Annotated in this window: 20 protein-coding genes; 12 read left to right on the top strand and 8 right to left on the bottom strand. The window is 69.9% G+C overall.

The genetic code is table 11. The annotated features are described in order from the left end of the window. Window positions 1-426, top strand: coding sequence for a hypothetical protein (locus VIG79_RS15385; RefSeq protein WP_331887235.1), 426 nt, complete (start codon window positions 1-3; stop codon window positions 424-426). A 159-nt stretch (window positions 427-585) separates the two neighbouring features. Here the strand turns inward: VIG79_RS15385 and VIG79_RS15380 are convergent, their stop codons facing one another. From VIG79_RS15380 to VIG79_RS15365, 4 genes are all read right to left on the bottom strand, one after another. Next, window positions 586-1344: a DinB family protein gene (locus tag VIG79_RS15380; RefSeq protein WP_331887233.1), complete on the bottom strand. Its 759-nt coding sequence runs from the start codon at window positions 1342-1344 to the stop codon at window positions 586-588. A 204-nt stretch (window positions 1345-1548) separates the two neighbouring features. Beyond that, window positions 1549-3036 carry an MFS transporter gene (locus tag VIG79_RS15375; RefSeq protein WP_331887231.1) on the bottom strand — a complete coding sequence of 496 codons (1488 nt, stop codon included), beginning with the start codon at window positions 3034-3036 and terminating at the stop codon, window positions 1549-1551. Window positions 3037-3586: 550 nt separating this feature from the next. Then, entirely contained in the window at window positions 3587-3847 is a 261-nt protein-coding gene (locus tag VIG79_RS15370; protein ID WP_331887229.1) for a hypothetical protein, read from the bottom strand. A 161-nt stretch (window positions 3848-4008) separates the two neighbouring features. Continuing rightward, window positions 4009-4779 (bottom strand): hypothetical protein, encoded by a 771-nt coding sequence (locus tag VIG79_RS15365; RefSeq protein WP_331887227.1) that lies wholly within the window; start codon window positions 4777-4779, stop codon window positions 4009-4011. A gap of 115 nt (window positions 4780-4894) precedes the next feature. Here VIG79_RS15365 and arr point away from each other — a divergent pair, with 115 nt between their 5' ends. Then, entirely contained in the window at window positions 4895-5848 is a 954-nt protein-coding gene (gene arr / locus VIG79_RS15360) for an NAD(+)--rifampin ADP-ribosyltransferase (RefSeq protein ID WP_331887226.1), read from the top strand. Window positions 5849-5901: 53 nt separating this feature from the next. Here the strand turns inward: arr and VIG79_RS15355 are convergent, their stop codons facing one another. Continuing rightward, the gene (locus VIG79_RS15355; RefSeq protein ID WP_331887224.1) at window positions 5902-6318 is read right to left on the bottom strand and encodes an organic hydroperoxide resistance protein; all 417 of its coding nucleotides are present in this window, start codon (window positions 6316-6318) and stop codon (window positions 5902-5904) included. Between the two features lie 60 nt (window positions 6319-6378). Here VIG79_RS15355 and VIG79_RS15350 point away from each other — a divergent pair, with 60 nt between their 5' ends. Further along, window positions 6379-6819: a MarR family transcriptional regulator gene (locus tag VIG79_RS15350; RefSeq protein WP_331887222.1), complete on the top strand. Its 441-nt coding sequence runs from the start codon at window positions 6379-6381 to the stop codon at window positions 6817-6819. Between the two features lie 139 nt (window positions 6820-6958). Further along, window positions 6959-7621: a dihydrofolate reductase family protein gene (locus tag VIG79_RS15345; protein ID WP_331887220.1), complete on the top strand. Its 663-nt coding sequence runs from the start codon at window positions 6959-6961 to the stop codon at window positions 7619-7621. Between the two features lie 71 nt (window positions 7622-7692). Here the strand turns inward: VIG79_RS15345 and VIG79_RS15340 are convergent, their stop codons facing one another. After that, window positions 7693-8559, bottom strand: a complete 867-nt coding sequence (locus tag VIG79_RS15340; protein ID WP_331887218.1) for a GNAT family N-acetyltransferase — start codon at window positions 8557-8559, stop codon at window positions 7693-7695. A gap of 88 nt (window positions 8560-8647) precedes the next feature. On the opposite strand from VIG79_RS15340, the gene VIG79_RS15335 reads away from it, so the two are divergent. The 3 genes from VIG79_RS15335 to VIG79_RS15325 all read left to right on the top strand — a co-directional run bounded on the left by VIG79_RS15335 (window position 8648) and on the right by VIG79_RS15325 (window position 11450). Beyond that, a complete protein-coding gene (locus VIG79_RS15335) occupies window positions 8648-9106 on the top strand; it encodes a VOC family protein (RefSeq protein WP_331887216.1) in 459 nt (152 codons plus the stop codon). Beyond that, a complete protein-coding gene (locus tag VIG79_RS15330; protein WP_331887214.1) occupies window positions 9103-9681 on the top strand; it encodes a dihydrofolate reductase family protein in 579 nt (192 codons plus the stop codon). Before VIG79_RS15335 ends, VIG79_RS15330 begins: the two co-directional genes overlap by 4 nt. Before the next feature lie 188 nt (window positions 9682-9869). Further along, on the top strand, window positions 9870-11450 hold the full coding sequence (locus VIG79_RS15325) for a Na+/H+ antiporter (protein ID WP_331887212.1): 1581 nt from the start codon (window positions 9870-9872) through the stop codon (window positions 11448-11450). A 132-nt stretch (window positions 11451-11582) separates the two neighbouring features. Here the strand turns inward: VIG79_RS15325 and VIG79_RS15320 are convergent, their stop codons facing one another. Next, window positions 11583-11861 carry a GlsB/YeaQ/YmgE family stress response membrane protein gene (locus VIG79_RS15320; RefSeq protein WP_331887210.1) on the bottom strand — a complete coding sequence of 93 codons (279 nt, stop codon included), beginning with the start codon at window positions 11859-11861 and terminating at the stop codon, window positions 11583-11585. Between the two features lie 113 nt (window positions 11862-11974). On the opposite strand from VIG79_RS15320, the gene VIG79_RS15315 reads away from it, so the two are divergent. Beyond that, the gene (locus tag VIG79_RS15315; protein ID WP_331887208.1) at window positions 11975-12649 is read left to right on the top strand and encodes a response regulator transcription factor; all 675 of its coding nucleotides are present in this window, start codon (window positions 11975-11977) and stop codon (window positions 12647-12649) included. A gap of 54 nt (window positions 12650-12703) precedes the next feature. On the opposite strand, the gene VIG79_RS15310 is transcribed toward VIG79_RS15315, so the two are convergent. Beyond that, window positions 12704-13876, bottom strand: coding sequence for a peptidoglycan-binding protein (locus VIG79_RS15310; protein WP_331887206.1), 1173 nt, complete (start codon window positions 13874-13876; stop codon window positions 12704-12706). Window positions 13877-14141: 265 nt separating this feature from the next. Between VIG79_RS15310 and VIG79_RS15305 the strand changes: the two genes are divergently transcribed. Genes VIG79_RS15305 through VIG79_RS15290 form a run of 4 tightly spaced genes read left to right on the top strand, consistent with a single transcriptional unit; the run spans window position 14142 to window position 17174 of the window. Next, entirely contained in the window at window positions 14142-14675 is a 534-nt protein-coding gene (locus VIG79_RS15305; RefSeq protein ID WP_331887204.1) for a DUF1269 domain-containing protein, read from the top strand. Between the two features lie 11 nt (window positions 14676-14686). Then, on the top strand, window positions 14687-15694 hold the full coding sequence (locus tag VIG79_RS15300) for a type I asparaginase (protein WP_331887202.1): 1008 nt from the start codon (window positions 14687-14689) through the stop codon (window positions 15692-15694). A 5-nt stretch (window positions 15695-15699) separates the two neighbouring features. Continuing rightward, window positions 15700-16434, top strand: coding sequence for a potassium channel family protein (locus tag VIG79_RS15295; protein ID WP_331887200.1), 735 nt, complete (start codon window positions 15700-15702; stop codon window positions 16432-16434). 41 nt (window positions 16435-16475) lie between these two features. Continuing rightward, a complete protein-coding gene (locus VIG79_RS15290; RefSeq protein ID WP_331887198.1) occupies window positions 16476-17174 on the top strand; it encodes a hypothetical protein in 699 nt (232 codons plus the stop codon). Window positions 17175-17219: the final 45 nt, after the last annotated feature.

The raw sequence follows: 17219 nt of genomic DNA, 5'->3' as shown, positions 1-17219 counted from the left end.
GTGAGAGCGTGGCGCATCTCGCTGGCGACGGCGGGGATCCTGCTGGGGCTGTACGGCGCCTTCCGGCTCCTGACCAACGTGGGGTTCGTCGAGCTCCTCGTGCTGGCAGCGTGGCTCATCGGAGCCGTCGTCATCCACGACGGGATCCTCTCGCCGGCGGTCGTGGCGGTCGGCTGGTTCCTCGCGAGCACGGTCCGGCCGCGGGCTCGCCGCTACCTCCAGGGCTTCCTCGTCGTGGGCGGACTGATGACAGTCATCGCCGTCCCGCTCATGCTGCGCAAGGACACCCAGCCGGTGAGCAAGGCGATGCTGCAGCAGAGCTACGGGGCGAATCTCACCCTGCTCCTGGCCCTCGCCGCCGCCCTGAGCCTGCTCCTGTATGCGATCCGCGTGGCCCGCCGGACGACCCCGGCTGACGCGGCCTGACGCGCGCTCAGGCCCGACGCGCGAGCTCCTGACCAGGCCGGGCCCACCACTCGGTGGAAGGTCCACCACAGCCCGCTGTCGTGCATCTTCCACCGCTCGGCGCCAGACGACCGTCTCCAGCGCCTCGGGAACCGGAGACCAGCGCGGTTGGCAGCGGGGCTACGTCGTCGTGTCCGTGGCCGCGATCGCGTCGAGGTCACGGACCGCGAACCGGTGGTGCTCCCACTCCTCTTCGAGGATCACGTGCAGGCAGGACCGGGTCGTCTCCGGGTATGCGGGTGCCCACGGGTTCGCGCGGCTCACGCTGAGCTCGTCGGCCGTGATCGTGGCCAGGACGTCACGCACCATCTCGACGCGTCCCGCCCGGGCCTCCAGCACCTCGGCGTACGACGGTGTCTCGGTCGCGAACTCCGACCGGTCCAGCCGGTCCTCGTCACCCTCACCGCCGGCGAGGCCGAACCGGTGGAAGGGCTGCTCGACCCCGAGGATCGCGCGGCGCAGCCACACGTCCGTGGCGAGCACGAGGTGCCGGAGGGTCTGCGCGAACGTCCACTCGCCGGCCACGGACACGTCGACCGTGCCGGGCGGCATCGCGTCCACGCGGTCGAGGGTGGCGGCCCACGTGCGTTCGAGGGTGGCCCAGGCCGAGCGGAGGCCGGCCGGGTCGGCGGCTCGCCGGTCGGCCCGGCCGGGGAACCGGCGGTCGAGCTCCGCCTCGACGAAGGGGATCACGTCGACCCCGTTGACGAGCAGGCGCTCGCCGTGGACGAGCCAGGGTGCGTCGATGTCGACCTTGGCGACCTCCACCCCGCGCATCACGACGCCGGTCAGGTCGGTCTCGACGAACCGGGCGCCGGTCAGGTCCGCGCGGACGAACTCCGCGCCCGCCAGCTCGTCCGATCGGGTGAAGGTGGCCACGACTGCTCCTCAGGGGCGGTTCGGTCCCACGGCCACCGCCGGTGCCCGGGTCACCCGCCTCGAGCGACCCGGCACGAGCTCTCGCCGAGGGTCGGCGCTGCCGTGTCGGCGACGACGATCCCATAGGGCACCGACGTGCAGGTGACGCCCTGATGGCGCCATCGAACCGGTTCGCACGTCAGGACCGAAGGGTCTCGCCGACCGTCAGGCGGTTCTGGACGCTTCTTCGTGACCGGACGCCGGGGCGTCGTCGTCCTCGGCGGTCAGGGGTTTGGCGATGCTCTCGAGCGACTTCTGCTCGGCGTGGACGCCCAGGAAGATCGCGATCACGCCCGCCACCAGCATGAGGGCCGCCCCGACGTAGTAGCCGGGGGCGAGTCCGGTGATGTCCTTGCTGGCGGTCGCCTTCTCGATCAGGCCACCGAAGTACAACGGCCCGGCGATCCCACCGGCAGCGGTGCCGATCGCGTAGAAGAAGGCGATGCACAACGCTCTCGTCTCCATGGGGAACACCTCACTGGCGGTGAGGTAGGCCGCGCTGGCACCGGCCGAGGCGAAGAAGAAGATGACCATGCCCGCTGCGGTGAGGGTGACGGCGGTGAAGGAGTGGAGGTAGAAGCCGGCGACGGCGAGGAGGACGCCGGACACGATGTAGGTGGTGGCGATCATGCGAACCCGGCCGACGGAGTCGAACAACGGGGACAGGGCCAGTGCGCCGACGAAGTTGCTGGCGGCGAACGCGGCGATGTACCAGCCCACCGACGTGACCCCGAAGAAGGTGCTGAGGGCGTCACCGAAGGTGAAGAAGAACGCGTTGTAGAGGAACGCCTGACCGATGAAGAGGGCGAAGCACAGGACGGTGCGTCGGGGGTACGTGGTGAAGACGGTCTTCGCGATCAGGGGCAGCCCGATGGTGTGACGCTGCCGGACGGTGATCGACTCTCCAGGCGGCTCGAGCCGGTGGCCGCTCTCCTCCTCGACGGTCTTCTCGATCTCCTCGACGATCTGCTCCCCCTCCTCCTCGCGGCCGTGGATGAACAGCCAGCGGGGGCTCTCGGGCACGTTGCGCCGCACCAGGAGCACGACCAGGGCGAGGACTGCGCCCAGTGCGAACGCCCCCCGCCACCCGTACGCGGGGTTGACCGTCCCGTTGGTCAGCGGCACCGTGATCAGCGCGCCGACGGCCGCACCGACCCAGAACGACCCGTTGATGGCGATGTCCACCCGGCCGCGGTACTTCGAGGGGATCAGCTCATCGATGGCCGAGTTGATAGCCGCGTACTCGCCGCCGATTCCCGCACCAGTGATGAAGCGACAGGCGAAGTACCAGATCGGGTTCATCGAGAAGGCGGTCAGGACGGTGCCGACGAGATAGATGCCCAGCGTGATCATGAACAGCTTCTTGCGACCGAAGCGGTCGGTGAGCTGCCCGAAGAACAGGGCGCCGATACAGGAGCCGGCGACGTAGATCGCCCCGGCCAGCCCGATCTGGGAGCTCGAGAGACCGAGACCGTGGTTGGGGTCCTTGAGGACGTCCGACAGCGACCCGACGATGGTCACCTCGAGCCCGTCGAGGATCCAGACGGTGCCGAGCCCGACGACGATCAGCCAGTGCCACCGCACCCATGGCAGCCGGTCCATGCGGGCCGGGATGTCCGTGGTGATCCGTCCCAGCTCGGTCTCGGGCGACATCAGTCCTCCTATGTAGGCGCGTTCACGCTAGCCACCTGTGGCGGTTCCCGCGCGTCGGAACGAGGCGGTCACGGCCGACGGCGCTGGTTCACGCCGGCCGCTTAGTGCACCCCGAGACAGAAAGGGTGCCCGGCCGGGCCGGCGTAGACGGCGAACACCTCGTCGCCGTCGGGGTTGTCAGGCGGACGCCGGGGCGCCTGCAGCCGCCGGCCTCCTCGGGCGACCGCCATGCGACCGGCTAACCGTGACGCTCGGGCCCGGTCCCGGTCCCGGTCTCCTGACCATCATCGTCCAGGGCGGAAGTACGACGGGCTCGGTCGACGGACCCACCACCGCCCGTGCCGGCCTCAGCGGTCCCGCGGGACCGCGCCAGGTGACGGTCAGGTCGACGGCAGCGCTCGGCCCGGTGTCGATCACGCTGCCCTGACGACACAGAGCTCCGGCCTCACCCCTCGCTGCCGGTGAGCTGGGTGCCACCCCACGCCGCGGACGACGGCCACCGCTGCGCCCCCGGGCCGGTCAGCGGTGTCGGGCGCACCAGGGCGGGGCTCTACCGCAGCCCGTCCTCGGGCATGAGGAACCAGTGCCGGCCGAGCGGGCATTTCAGCTTCACGTGGACCACGGGGCCGCCGGTGCCGACGACCATGTCCCGCCACTCGATGGTGGCCGGCTCTCCGCAGGCCGGGCAGTCCACCGTCGGCTGCGACGTGTTCTGCGGTGCGGGCCGGCCGGGTGTCGTCAAGGGGTCGATGTGGCCTTGGGTCGTACGCGTGTGGGCCTTGGTGTGAGCCGTGGCTACCAGGGTGGTCATTCGAGATGTTTCCTGTCTCTGAGGTTTGTTGTTGCGAGCAGGAAAAGGATGACTCGGCGGCCAGGACGTCTCCGTCGGCTGGGCGGTGGACCGGGCGGGTGAGTGCAGCGTCCCCCGAACGGCGGACGGGTCGGGACATCCGGTTGTGCCTACCCGGGCCGCTACGGTCGGCCGGACGCGATGAGCTGCCGAATCGCGGCCACGATCGCCGGGCTTGTCTCGTAGTGCTCGGTCAGCCAGGTGAGGGTCCGGCGAGCCGCCTCGACGTTGTGGGCGTAACCGGGGACCATGTCCGCGAGCGGCAGGGCGGCAGCCGGCTGTGCGCTCTCGATCCGCCGGGTCGCCTCGAACGGGTCGGGCTGGTCCAGCACCGTGGTGGGCGAGAGCCGGATCAGGGCCAGGATGCGGTCGACCGCGTAGACCTGGATGAAGCGCATTGCGGTGAGGTCCTCGCCGCGCAGGTGACGATGCAGGCCGACGTAGAGGTTGGTGAGGGCCTCGTTGACGTGGAACTCGACGGTGTCGATCGAGGGCGCCGGAGCCCGGTTCGCTGGTGCGAGGACGAACGCCGGTCGACCCCAGACGACGCGCGCTCCCGCGAACGGGAGCGGCGCCAGCTCGGCGGGGGTGAAGATCGCATACTCGACGAACAGCCCGTCCTCGAAGAGCGCCTTACGGCCGTTGGGGTCGTGAACGAAGCTGTAGGCGACCTGGCCGCCGAACCCGCCCAGCCACGCCGGGTCAGCGAGGTAGCGACTTTTGGTCTCGACGTCGTCCACGACGAGGAAGAAGTCGATGTCGGAGTGCTCGTCGAACCGGCTGGTCTCGACGCCGGCGGAGCCCAGGCCGAGCACCGCCTGCACCCCCGCGTCGCGCGACAGGTGCTCAGCGAGGTGGTCGAGGCGTCGGAGAGTCACGGGCAGCTCGACCATGAGCGCACCCTCTCAGACGCCGACCGAGAGGGTCAGCGCGCCACCGGGTTCTCGCCGTCCGGTCAGGGGTCAACGTCCCGAACGACGAACCCCGCGTTGTGCGAAACTCCAGCAGATGCAGACACGCTCGGGTGACATCGCGTTGACGATGGACGAGCTACGAGCGGTTGCCGGGTATGCCGTGGCGTGCGCCGCACCCGCACTCGTCATCTTCCAGAAGGTCTGTCCTGACGACGGTCGCCCGGCGGCTGCCCTCGACGCCGCTCGAACCTTCGCCGAGGGGGCCCGCCGCTCCCGCCTTCAACGCACGGCTGCAGCCGACGCTCACCGTGCCGCCAGGAATGCGACGACGGAAGCCGCCCGGCACGCAGCGGACGCCGCCGGAGCCGCGGCTGCGGCGGCATACCTCCATCCGCTGGCGAACGCGACGCAGGTACGCCACATCCTGGGATCGGCGGCCCATGCCGCGCGAGCGGCCGAGCTCGCACGGGGTGACGACGCCGTGGTGGCGGAGTACGTGATCACCGCCGCCGCGAAGCGAGCGACGCCGGTCGTTCTCGACGTGCTGTCGCGCTACCCGCGGGCGCCGACGGGCCGCACCCGGGTCGCGGACCTCATGGAACGGCTGGACCGCCTGCTTCGGGACCCACCTCCGACGCCACGCGTGGTCGACGACCCCGGGCCGTTCTTCCACGGGACCAAGGCCGACCTGCATCCGGGCGACCTGCTCACGACCGGCTGGCGGTCGAACTACGGTTCGGGGCGCCAGTCCCGACACCTGTACCTGACGGCCAGCCGCGACGGCGCGCCCCTGGCGGCCGAGCTCGCTCGCGGCGCCGGACCGGGCCGGGTCTATCGGGTCGAGCCACTGGGCCGGATCGAGGACGACCCGAACGTCACCGACAAACGCTTCCCCGGGAACCCGACTCGGTCCTACCGGACGACCGAGCCCCTCCGGGTCCTCGAGGAGATCACGGGCTGGACGCCTCCCCCGCCGGAGATGGTCCGGCACCTCCGCGAGCGAATGGGCGAGCTGGCGGAGCTGGGGATTGAGGCGATGGACGACTGACGGCAGCGCCCGCCACCAGGTGGTGACGGTCGAGGCTTGGTGGCGCGGTCCGGTCAGGCGACGGAGAGGATGACGTCCATGTTGCCGCGGGTGGCGTTCGAGTAGGGACAGACCTGGTGCGCCTGCTCGGTCAACCGTTCGGCGGTGGCCCGGTCGACGCCCGGCAGGTTGACCTCGAGCCGGGCGCTGAGGCCGAAACCGCCGTTCGGAAGGCGGCCGAGTGAGACGTCGGCCACGACCTCGGAGTCGGACGTGTCGACCTTCTCGCCAGCCGCGACGATCTTGAGCGCGGAGTGGAAGCACGCCGCATACCCCGCGGCGAAGAGCTGTTCGGGGTTCGTCCCGCCACCCTGGCCGCCGAGCTCCTTCGGGGTCCGGACGGGCGTGACGAGCTGGCCGTCAAGGGTCTGGACGTGGCCGTTGCGGCCATCACCCGTGGCAACGGCGGACGTCGTGTAGAGCGGTGTCATACTCAAAACTATATTGCGCACAATTTAATTGTGCAAGTTGGGTTGCGTTATGCTGGTGTCGTGCCCCGGTCACGTCGTGCCCTCGACCTCGACGTCCAGCTGTGCTTCCCGCTCTATGCGACCACGCGGGCGGTGACGAAGAGGTACGGCGAGCTCCTCGCCGATGTCGGCCTGACCTACCCGCAGTACCTCGTGATGCTGGCGCTCTGGGGAGACAGCCCGCAGACGGTGGGTGCGCTCGGTGACCGGCTGCGCCTCGACTCGGGGACCCTGACTCCCCTGCTCAAGCGTCTGGAGGCCGCCGGGCACGTGACGCGCCGACGCGACACCCAGGACGAGCGTCGCGTTCTCGTCGAACCCACCGATGCGGGTTGGGAGCTGCGGGACCGCGTGGCCCACGTACCCGATGCTCTCGCGCGGTCGATGAAGCTGACCCGGCAGGAGTACGAGCAGCTCCAGCAGCTGCTGGCCGCCCTCCTCGATCACCTCGACGCGGAGTAGCCCACCATTCCTGGCCCCATCGACCCGGGCGGTCCCGGCGTGGACTGGCGCCAGGCTTTGCCCGGCGGCCCGATGAGTTGCACCGTGGCGGTGAGTCGACGTCCGTGGAGCCCGTCCATCTCACAGCCGAGGAGTCGCCATGCCCCGAACGAGGGTCCACAACCTGAACATCTCCCTTGACGGTTACGCCGCCGGTGAGCACGTGACGTTCGAGGAGCCGATCGGTGGCGCCGAGAGACTGTTCGAGTGGTTCGACGGTCGGGCCATCCACGGTGTCGACGGTGTCGACGACCCGTGGACGCTGGACCGTGCGCTGACCAGCTTGTGGGGCCAAGGTGTCGGCGCCGAGATCATGGGACGTGGGAAGTTCGGCCCGCAGGTCGGCGAGTGGACCGATGACGGCTGGCGCGGATGGTGGGGTGACGAGCCCCCGTTTCGGACACCGGTGTTCGTCATGAGCCACTTCCCCCATCCGACCGTCGAGTTCGGGAACGGGACGAGCTTTCACTTCGTGGACGGCGCACCGGAGGACGTGCTGCAGCGTGCCCAGGAGGCGGCCGGCGGTCTCGACGTCCGGATCGGAGGGGGACCTTCCACGGTCCGCCAGTTCCTCGAGGCCGGACTGGTCGACTTCATGCACCTCATGATCGTGCCCATCACCCTCGGTCGCGGGGTGTCGCTGTGGGAGGGCACGGACGGTGCCGAAGCGGCCTTCGCCGTCGAGTCGATCGGCTCCCGCAGTGGCCTGACGCATCAGCTCTGGAACCGCATCGAGCCGAGGTCACCCTCCGGCCAACGCTGAGTGCTCACCACCGGGCTCGACGGACACCCGCGCCGTGAGGAACGGACCGCTCGACGTCCGGTGCCGGGAGGTCAGCGCTGGTAAGCGAAGTCGGTCACGTCAGTCAGGGGGCGGTAGCCGGCGGACGCGTACGTCGCGACGGCGGCGTGGTTCGAGCTCGGCGTCGCGACCGTCGCACTGGAGGATCCCAGGTGGTGCAGGGCTGCCGCCGCGGCGAGGCTGATGGCAGTGCCGTACCCGTGTCCGCGATGGTCCCGGTGCACGCCCACCGGCTCCAGCAGGCCGGGCCGGCCCGGACCGGCCGCCCACACCGTGACCGCCGCAACCGCGTCGTCATGATCGTCGTACCCCACCAGGCAGCGAGCCTTCCGGTATGCCGGCGACTGCGACATCGCCACCCACCGCTCCGCGGTGAACGTCGACCGGTCGAAGGCTCCCCGCTGCACCGCTACCCGGTCGCCGACCCGCTCGGTCTCGACGACCTCCACGCGTAGGTCGGGACCGTTGACCGGGTCACTCAGGTCACGGACCAGCGGCGTCCACGGATCACCGTCGACCCACCCGTGGGACCGGAGCCGCGAGCGGAACGCTGTCCCGAACCGGGCTTCGACGACGACCCTGTCCCCGCGCAGCCCGGCCCGCGTCGGGTCCTCCAGATCGCCGACCAGAGCCTGCGCAAGGTCCTCGTCAAGGTCGGCCGGCGGTGCGATCGCCATCCGGACCAGCGAGTCCCCGTCGACGAACCCGATCGCCACGGTCGTGTCGTCGGCCGTCCACACCCGCAGCGCCTCGGCCAGCGTGCCGGCCCCGAAGCGCCAGGCCCATCCCAGGTCACCTGGGTGCAGCTGGACCGGGAGACCGTCCTGCTGCCACGACGAGAGCTCCGCCACCAGCGCGTCGAGATGGTCCACCGTCGGCGTCGATATGTCGACCTGCATCCCCCCATCCAAACCGAGAGTCCGGCCTGGTGCCCACCCGTCAGCCGTAGGCCGGTGAGTTTCCTTGGTTCAGATGGTCGGTCGAGTCATGAAGGTTCTGTTTCCTGCGCTTCGGGTGGCCCACCTCGACACGTCCCTGGCGTTCTACAGGTCCGTCGGGTTCGAGGTCGTCGGTCAGGTGGGAGGAGGCGACAGCACCCGGATGGCGATGCTGGCGCTGCCCGACGAGAACGAGGTGTCGCTCGAGCTGGTCTGTTCTGGAGCCCCCGGCCCGGTGGCTCCAGGTGGTCTCGACCACCTGGCCGTCCAGGTCGACGACCTCGCGGCCACCCGAGCGGACCTGGCCGCCGCCGGAATCGACGTCGGCCCGGTCGAGGCCCCCGGCGGGCTCGACGGGCCGCATACGGCGTCACTGGTCGACCCTGACGGCTACCACCTCGAGCTCGTCCAGTGGCCCCCGGGTCACCCGACCGGGATGATGCGCGCGGACTTCGAGCCCGCGACCCGAACGCCGCCCACGGACAACACGACGGAGGTCACCAGATGACCGCGATCCGCCTCGACATGACCATGTCCCTGGACGGCTTCATCGCCGGTCCGGACGACCGGCCCGGGCAGGAGATGGGACTCGGCGGCTTCCGGCTCTTCAACTGGCTCGACGACCGCGCCGGCCCAGGTCCCAACGGTGAGGTGTACGCCGAGAGCATGGCCACCGGCGCGATCATCTCCGGCCGGCGGACGTTCGAGCTGGCCGGCCGCTGGAACGGCGACCACCACGACGGCGTCCCCATCCTCGTTCTGACCCACCACGTCGCCGACGACGACGCGCCACCAGGATCCGCACGCTTCTACACCGACGTGGGCGAGTGCGCCGCCGCGGCCCGGGAGGGCGCCGGCGGTAACGACGTGATGGTCCACGGTGCCGGAGCCGCCAGGGCGCTCATCCGGGCCGGCGAGCTCGACGAGATCGAGGTGCACGTCGTGCCCGTCCTGCTCGGCGCAGGGCGCCCGCTCTTCGCCGGCCTCGAGGACACGGCCGGACCGGTCGAACTCGAGGCGGTGCGAGTCGTGCAGGGTCGCGACGCCACTCACCTGCGCTATCGCGTCGTGCGCACCCGCTGAACCGCTCATCGAGGGACGTACGGTCAACGTCGAGCCGGCCGCCGGCCGTTGACGGGCAACCGTGACGCTAACATCGGCCGCTCGTGGCGGAATGCATCGGCCGCCGGTGAGCGCTGTAGTGGGCACGTGATCGTCAGATCTCTGATCCGGCGGGCGTACATCTGCGTCGGAAGAGCGAGGAGCGCGCCGTGCTCGGTCTGGAGATGGTCGTCGTCGTCGGCGTGGCGCTGGTGCTGTGTGGCGCTCTGGCCCAACGGTTCCCGGTAGCACCGGCGATCTCGCTGTTGGCGGTCGGAGCGCTGCTCGGATTCGTGCCGGCGCTCCGCGACGTCCAGCTGCCTCCGGAGGTCGTGCTACTGCTGTTCCTGCCGGCCCTGCTGTACTGGGAGAGCCTGACCACCTCCCTGCGGGAGATCCGCAGCAACCTGCGCGTCGTCGTCCTGACCAGCACGGTGCTGGTGGTGGCGACCGCCGCCGCCGTCGCCGCGGTCGCGCACCACCTGCTGGGCATGGGTTGGGGACCGGCATGGGTGCTGGGCGCGGCCCTCGCGCCGACCGACGCCACGGCCGTCGGTGTCCTCGCGCGCGCCCTGCCTCGCCGCACCGTGACGGTGCTGCGCGCGGAGAGCCTCGTCAACGACGGCACCGCCCTGGTGATCTACGGGATTGCCGTCGGCGTCACGGTCGGCCAACAGGATCTGGGGTTCTGGCCGGTCTCCTGGCTCCTCGTGCTGTCCTACGGCGGAGGAGTGCTGGCCGGCGGACTGGTCTGGCTGCTGAGCTCTCAGGCACGCCGCCGGATCGACGACCCCACTCTCGAGAACATCGCCGTGCTGGTCACCCCCTTCGCGGCGTTCCTGCTGGCCGACCTGGTCCATGCGTCCGGGGTGCTGGCCGTGGTGGTGTGCGGCTTGCTGATGAGCCAGACGGCGCCGCGCATCACCAGCGCCGCCGCGCGCCAGCAGATGGTGGGCTTCTGGTCGCTGGCCACGACGGTGCTGAGCAGTGCACTCTTCCTGCTGGTAGGCCTGCAGGGGCATGTGGCGGTCCGCAACCTGACGAGCACGACCTCCGTCCGCGCTCTGGTCGACATCGTGGTGGTCACCGCGGTCGTGATCGGCACGCGCTGGTTCTGGCTGTACACCACGCCCTACCTGATCCGGCTCGTGGACCGCCGGCAGGCCCAGGCGGCCCGACGGATCGGCGCGCGTCAGCGAATGGTCTCCGCCACCGCTGGGTTCAGAGGTGCGGTGTCCCTGGCCCTGGCCCTGGCCGTGCCGAACCAGCTGGACTCCGGAGCTCCCTTCCCTGACCGTGACCTCATCATCGTGATCACCTGCGGCGTCATCGTGCTTACCCTGCTCCAGGCAGTGTTCCTGCCGGGCGTCGTGCGATCGGCCCGACTCCCGGTCGACACCTCCGTGGACGAGGAGCGGCACCTGGCCGAGGTCGCGACGACCGACGCCGCATACGAGGCGATCGGGGTGACCGCCCGACATCTCGGTAGTGACGAACGCGTGGTGGACCGCGTGCGGCACGAGATCGACAAGAGACGCAAGCTGCTCGCCGCCGACGGTGCCGGCGACGACCCGGTCGTGCTGCACGACGACCAGTACACCGCGCTGCGACTGGCCCTGCTCGGTCGTGAACGCGCCACCCTCGTGCAGCTGCGGGATGAACAGCAGATCGACGACATCGTACTGCGACAGGTCCAGGCCCGTCTGGACCAGGAGGAGGTGCGGCTGAGCCGGACCTCCCCGGTCGACTGACGACCCCTGCCGCTGCGGTCCGACCGACTCGCCGAGTCTGGCCGGTCGGTTCGCCCCCTGTTGACGACCCGACCGGCCATTCCCGAGGCCCCGCCGCTGCGGCAGGGCCTGCTGAGCGCCGGACCAGCGCTGTCAGTGGGTGACGGAGCGACGTCCGCCGACACGGCTCCAGATCAGCAGCACGATGATGGCGCCGATGATGGAGCCGATGATCCCGGCCGGTTGGAGGAACCCGTCCTGGGCGTCCTTGTGGAAGAGCAGGTAGCCGAGGAATCCGCCGACGAAGGATCCGACGATCCCGATCACGATCGTCATGACGATCGACATGTCCTGACGGCCTGGCACGATCAGCCGGGCGAGGGCGCCGGCGATGAGGCCGACGATGATCATGGTGATGATGAGTCCGAGCATGGCAAGTCCTTTGGGTGGAGGACGGGGCCGGGTCGGCTGGTCCGTTGTGGTCTCACAGAACCACCCCTTAGGGCGAGTGCGGTACACCCCTAAGGGGGGTTATTGTCGGCCTCATGACCGCCCCCAGCACGCTGACACGGCCTATCACCGTGGCCCTGGTCGACGACTACGACGTGGTGGTCATGGGCGTGGCCAACATCCTGGACCAGTACCGCAACCAGGTCGTCGTGGCGGAGCTCGACACCAACCGCCCGGTCAGCGACGTCGTCGACATCGTCCTGTACGACTCGTTCGCCCAGCCGGAGTCCGACCACGACGAGATCAGCGTCCTCATCAGCAACCCGAACGCTCACCGGGTCGTCGTCTACACGTGGAACTTCGCACGTGACCTCGTCGAGGCCGCCCTGCAGCAGGGGGTCAGCGGCTATCTCTCCAAGGCGCTGCCGGCCCGTGAGCTGGTCGCCGCCCTGCGCAGCGTGCACGCCGGCGAGATCGTGGTCAGCCCGACCCCCGGTCGGTCTCGCCCGATCACCGGTCTGGACTGGCCGGGACGTGGCGAAGGCCTCTCCGACCGCGAGTCCGAGATCCTCGCGCTGATCACCCAGGGTCTCAGCAACGCCGACGTCGCCCGGCTCACCTACCTGAGCCCCAACACCGTCAAGTCCTACATCCGCACGATCTACCGCAAGATCGGCGTCGCCAGCCGCACCCAGGCGGTCCTGTGGGGGGTCCGCAACGGCTTCACCCCCGACGGCCGTCGGATCGACCACTGGCGCGGCGGCCCCTGACCCCACCGACCACCCTCAGCCCCCGGTCATCCCGGGCGCGGGACTCACGTCGCGTTACGACGTCGCCGACACGGATGCGGTGGTGCTGGACGGAGGTGGGCTACTGGCCGGAGCGGTGCTGGAGGACGACGGGGATTTCGCCTCGGCGATGGCCTTCTCCAACGCGGTGACCGTGGCAGCATCGACCGTCCCGGTCACCGGAACCCCCAGCTTGGTCTGGAACGCCTTCAACGCGTCGGTCAACGCCGGTGTCCAGTTGCCGTCCACGGGTCCGTCCCAGAACCCTGCGAGCTTGAGCGTCTGCTGCACGGCAGCCGTCGAAGCAACCGCAGTCTGGGCGGCGGCGCCGCCCTTGGCCTGCAGGTCCGCCTGCAGGGCAGCGGCGGTCGCCTTGTCCATGGTCCCCGTGACGGGCAGTCCGTGAGCCTTCTGCAATGCCTCGACGGCCTCCACCGTTGCCGGCCCGTAGACCCCGTCGACCTCACCCTTGTAGTACCCGGCGTCGCCGAGCGAGCCCTGGAGGGCCGCGGTGTAGTCGTGAACGGCGGCCTGGGCCTGCTCCTGCTGCGGGTCGGTGAGGCAGCCGGCGTCGGCGAACAGCGCCAACCACGACATCTCGAGAGCGACCGCCGCGGCGTTGAACCGCTGGGCGGCCTGGACGAGCGGGGTCTCCGGCGTGATGCCGGCCATCGCCGTCTGGAAGTCACTGTCGGCCTGCTTGACCCGGTTGGTCGTGGCGGTGGGCACGAGCGGAGCCGGCGTCGTCGTGCTCGACGTCTTCGGAGAGGCCGGCGGGGTCGACGTGTTCCCTTGAGCTTGGGCCTGGGCGACCTCGAGGGCCGTCTTCGCCGACGCGAGCTCCTGCTCGGCCGCCAGAACCTGATGATGCGCGGTGACCGCGGCCTCGGCGCCGTCGAGGGCAGTCTGCCGAGGCGCCGCCAGCTCCTGGCCGGAGCTCCTCACGTCGCCCACCGTCGGCGCCGTGGCGTTCAGGACGTCGCCGTAGCGGTCCACCGCTGTGATGTACGTCTGGCTGGCGGTGCAGAACGCCGTCGACGCCGCGGTGGCGTTCGCCTTCGCGGCCGACAACGCCGTCTCCTTCTGCGTGACCCGCGCCTGCGCAACGGCCACGGCACCGTCGCCGGAGCCGCTACTACACGCTGTGACCCCGACGATCACGGCAGCGACCGTCGCCAGCGCCCGGACCACCCCGTGGGGACGCCTCATCGGGTCACGACCACGCGGCCCGCACCGAGAGGTGTGTTCGCCATTCTCCGGCGACCCGGAAAACACGTCGTCACGACTCACCTGCCCATCACTCGGACTGCACGCCGCGGCCAGCTCGACCGCCGACCGGACACCTGCGCCGACTGTTTCGCGCCCGGCGGTCGTGCGTCGTCACCCATCGAAGATGAGGCGCCCTGTGGCGAAATGGCCAAGGCTGAACGCGGACGCGCGCCTCTCGTGTGCATCGACGAAGTGGAGGTCTTTCATGGCATTCGACACGTTCATGGTCATCGCGGGCGTCTACGCAGACGTCGAGTCCGCGGAGGCCGACTACGAGCTCGTGCAGGAGCTGCACCGCAGCGAAGGGCTCATGGACGCCTACGACGCGGCGGTCATCCACCGCCGTCCGGACGGCAAGGTGAAGATCACCAAGAAGCATGAGACCCCCACCCGGGTCGGTGGGGTGCTCGGTGGTGGAGCAGGCCTTGCTACCGGACTCGTCGTCGCGCTGTTCCCGTTCGCGGCGATCGGCGGTGGGCTGCTCCTGGCGACGACGGCTGGCGGTGCGGCTCTCGGAGCACTGGCCGGACATGCCGCCGCCGGCATGAGTCGTGAGGACCTCAAGCAGCTCGGCGAGTCCCTGGACGCTGGTGAAGCCGGTCTGGTCGTCGTTGGTGTCACGGACATGGAAGCCCGGATCGAGCAGGCGATGCGCCGTGCCGAGAAGCTGGAGAAGAAGGAGCTCAAAGCCGACACGGAGGCTCTCGAGCGCGACGCGAAGGAAGCCGCCAGCGAGTAGCGGACGCCGGAATGGGCGAGCGCGTGTTCGTGCTGCATACCGGTGGCACGATCGGGATGGTCGAGACCCCGCAGGGTCACGCTCCGGTGGCCGGCGCGCTCGGTCCGTACCTCGACTGGATCGTCGCGAACTCGGGGGGCGAGCTGGCGCCCATCTCCTTCCTGGAGCTCGACCCACCGATCGACTCGGCCAACGCGACCCCCGACGACTGGTGCACCATCGCGCGCACGCTGTTCGAGCGCCGCGAGGACCATGACGGCTTCGTCGTCCTGCACGGGACCGACACGATGGCCTACACCTCGTCGGCACTCTCGTTCCTGTTGCCCGGTTTCGGCCGCCCGGTCGTCGTCACCGGCTCCCAGATCCCGGTAGCCCGAATTCGCAGCGACGGACGGCAGAACTTCGTCGGGGCGGTGCAGGTCGCGGCCCGGTCCGACGTCGACGAGGTGACGCTGCTGTTCGGCGAGGTTCTGCTGCGGGGGAACCGGGCCACGAAGATGGACGCCTCCGGCCTCGATGCCTTCGACTCACCACGGTTTCCCCCACTCGCCGACATCGGCATCGAGATCGTGGTGCGCCGAGAGCTCGTCCGCCCGCCCGAGGAGAGTCCGAGACTCACCGCCGGGCGGCTCGGCCACGTCGCCGCCATGCGACTGTTCCCAGGATTCTCGGCATCCATCCTGGCGAACCTCTGTCGACCGCCGCTGCAGGGACTGGTCATCGAGGCGTACGGAGCCGGCAACGGACCCGCTAACGACCGGGACTTCCTGGCGGCGATCGAGACCGCCGCCGGGCAGGGAGTGGTCGTGGTGGTCGTGACCCAGTGCGTCCGCGGATCGGTGCAGCCTCGGGCCTACGCGACGGGCTCGGCGATGCTGAACGCGGGAGCAGTGCCCGGCTACGACATGACGCCGGAAGCCGCGCTGACCAAGCTCGCCGTCCTGCTCGGACAGGACCTCGACCCGGCAACGGTCGCGCAGATGATGCAGCGGGACGTTGCCGGCGAGCTGACGAGGTGACGTAAGTGGGCTCGGACGAGCGCTCCTCCGACCAGCAGCCGGCCGAGAGGCCCCAGGCCCCGGACGAGTCCGGGGACACACTTCGGATGGGGTCCCCGCGACCTTCGTTGGTGGTCCGCGGTGCCGGTCGCTACGAGGTTCTGCTCGTGCTGCTGGCGATGGTCCTCGTCCTCTCCCCGATTGTGAGCACCGCTCTCGAACCGGTGATCATCGCCCTGCTCGGCGGCGTCCTCGTCTACGCGCTGTGGACGTCGCGGGCGGCGATCGGCGTGGTGTGGGTCGCCACGGGCCTGGCGCTGGCCTGCGTCCTCTCCTCGGCGGTCGCGCCCGTCTGGATCGGCTCCTCCCGGGTGGTCTACGCCCTGGTCAGCATCACCCTCAGCATCGGTGCCATCGCGGCGATCGTGACGCACCTGACCCGCCGACGCTCGGCCACCTCGGCGACGTTGGCCGGCGCCGTCGCCATCTATCTCCTGCTGGGCCTGATCTTCGCCGACGTGTACCTGTGTCTAGCCCAGCTCTCCGGCGTCGCCTTCTTCGCGCAGACGGCGTCGCCGACCTCCGTCGCCTACCTCTACTTCAGCTACACCACCCTGACCACCGTCGGTTTCGGGGACCTGACCGCGGGCACCGACCCGGGTCGCATGCTCGCCGTGGTCGAGGCACTGATGGGCCAGCTCTACCTCGTCACCATCGTCGCCTTCATCGTCGCGACCCGACGACCCCGCACACGGTCTTGATGACCGGATAGCCCGAGTCTGACTCAGAGGAGCGACGAGAGATGAGCACGGACGAACCCGTAGCCGCACTGTTCCGCCCCTTCTGGCGAAGCCGGCGGGCAGCGGCCATCGCCGGGATCCTCTTCGGCGTGCTGCTGCTGACCGCCATGGTGATGACGCGCATCGCCCTCGCCGAGGGCAGCCTCGTCGTTCTCCAGTCGGATCCGCAGCGGCGCACGCTGATCCGGTTCAGTCTCGGGCTGGTCCCCTTCGCCGGGATCGCCTTCCTGTGGTTCATCGGTGTGATCCGCGAGCAGCTCGGCGCCGTCGAGGACCGGCTGTTCTCGACGGTGTTCTTCGGGAGCGGGCTGCTCTTCCTGGCCATGCTGTTCGTCGGCGCCATCACGTCGTCGAGCCTGCTGGACATGCTCGACCGGCCGGGTGTCGATGCAGGCCTCTGGGACTTCGGCCGGGACAACGCGCAGGGGCTCTTCGCCATCTACGCCATGCGGATGGCCGCCGTCTTCACGCTCTCGGTCAGCACGGTCGGTATGCGGGCCGCCGCCATGCCCCGGTGGGTCTCCTTCCTCGGGTACGTCGTCGCGCTGGGTCTCCTGGTCGCCTCCAACGGGCAGCCCTGGCTCCAGCTGGCCTTCCCCACCTGGGTCCTGCTGGTCAGCATCGTGATCCTTGTTCGGTCCTCGCGGTCCCCGACCACCCCGGCGACCGGGACTGCGGGCAGGGACACCCCTGACGGGTGATCCAGAAGGACGTTGCCTGTGGCAGCGTCGATCGAAGCCACAGAG

It is taken from the genome of Lapillicoccus sp., from assembly GCF_036559105.1.
Taxonomy (GTDB): Bacteria; Actinomycetota; Actinomycetes; order Actinomycetales; family Dermatophilaceae; genus Lapillicoccus.
Note: the sequence above shows the minus strand (reverse complement) of the source record. Positions and strands in the feature narration are given on the sequence as shown.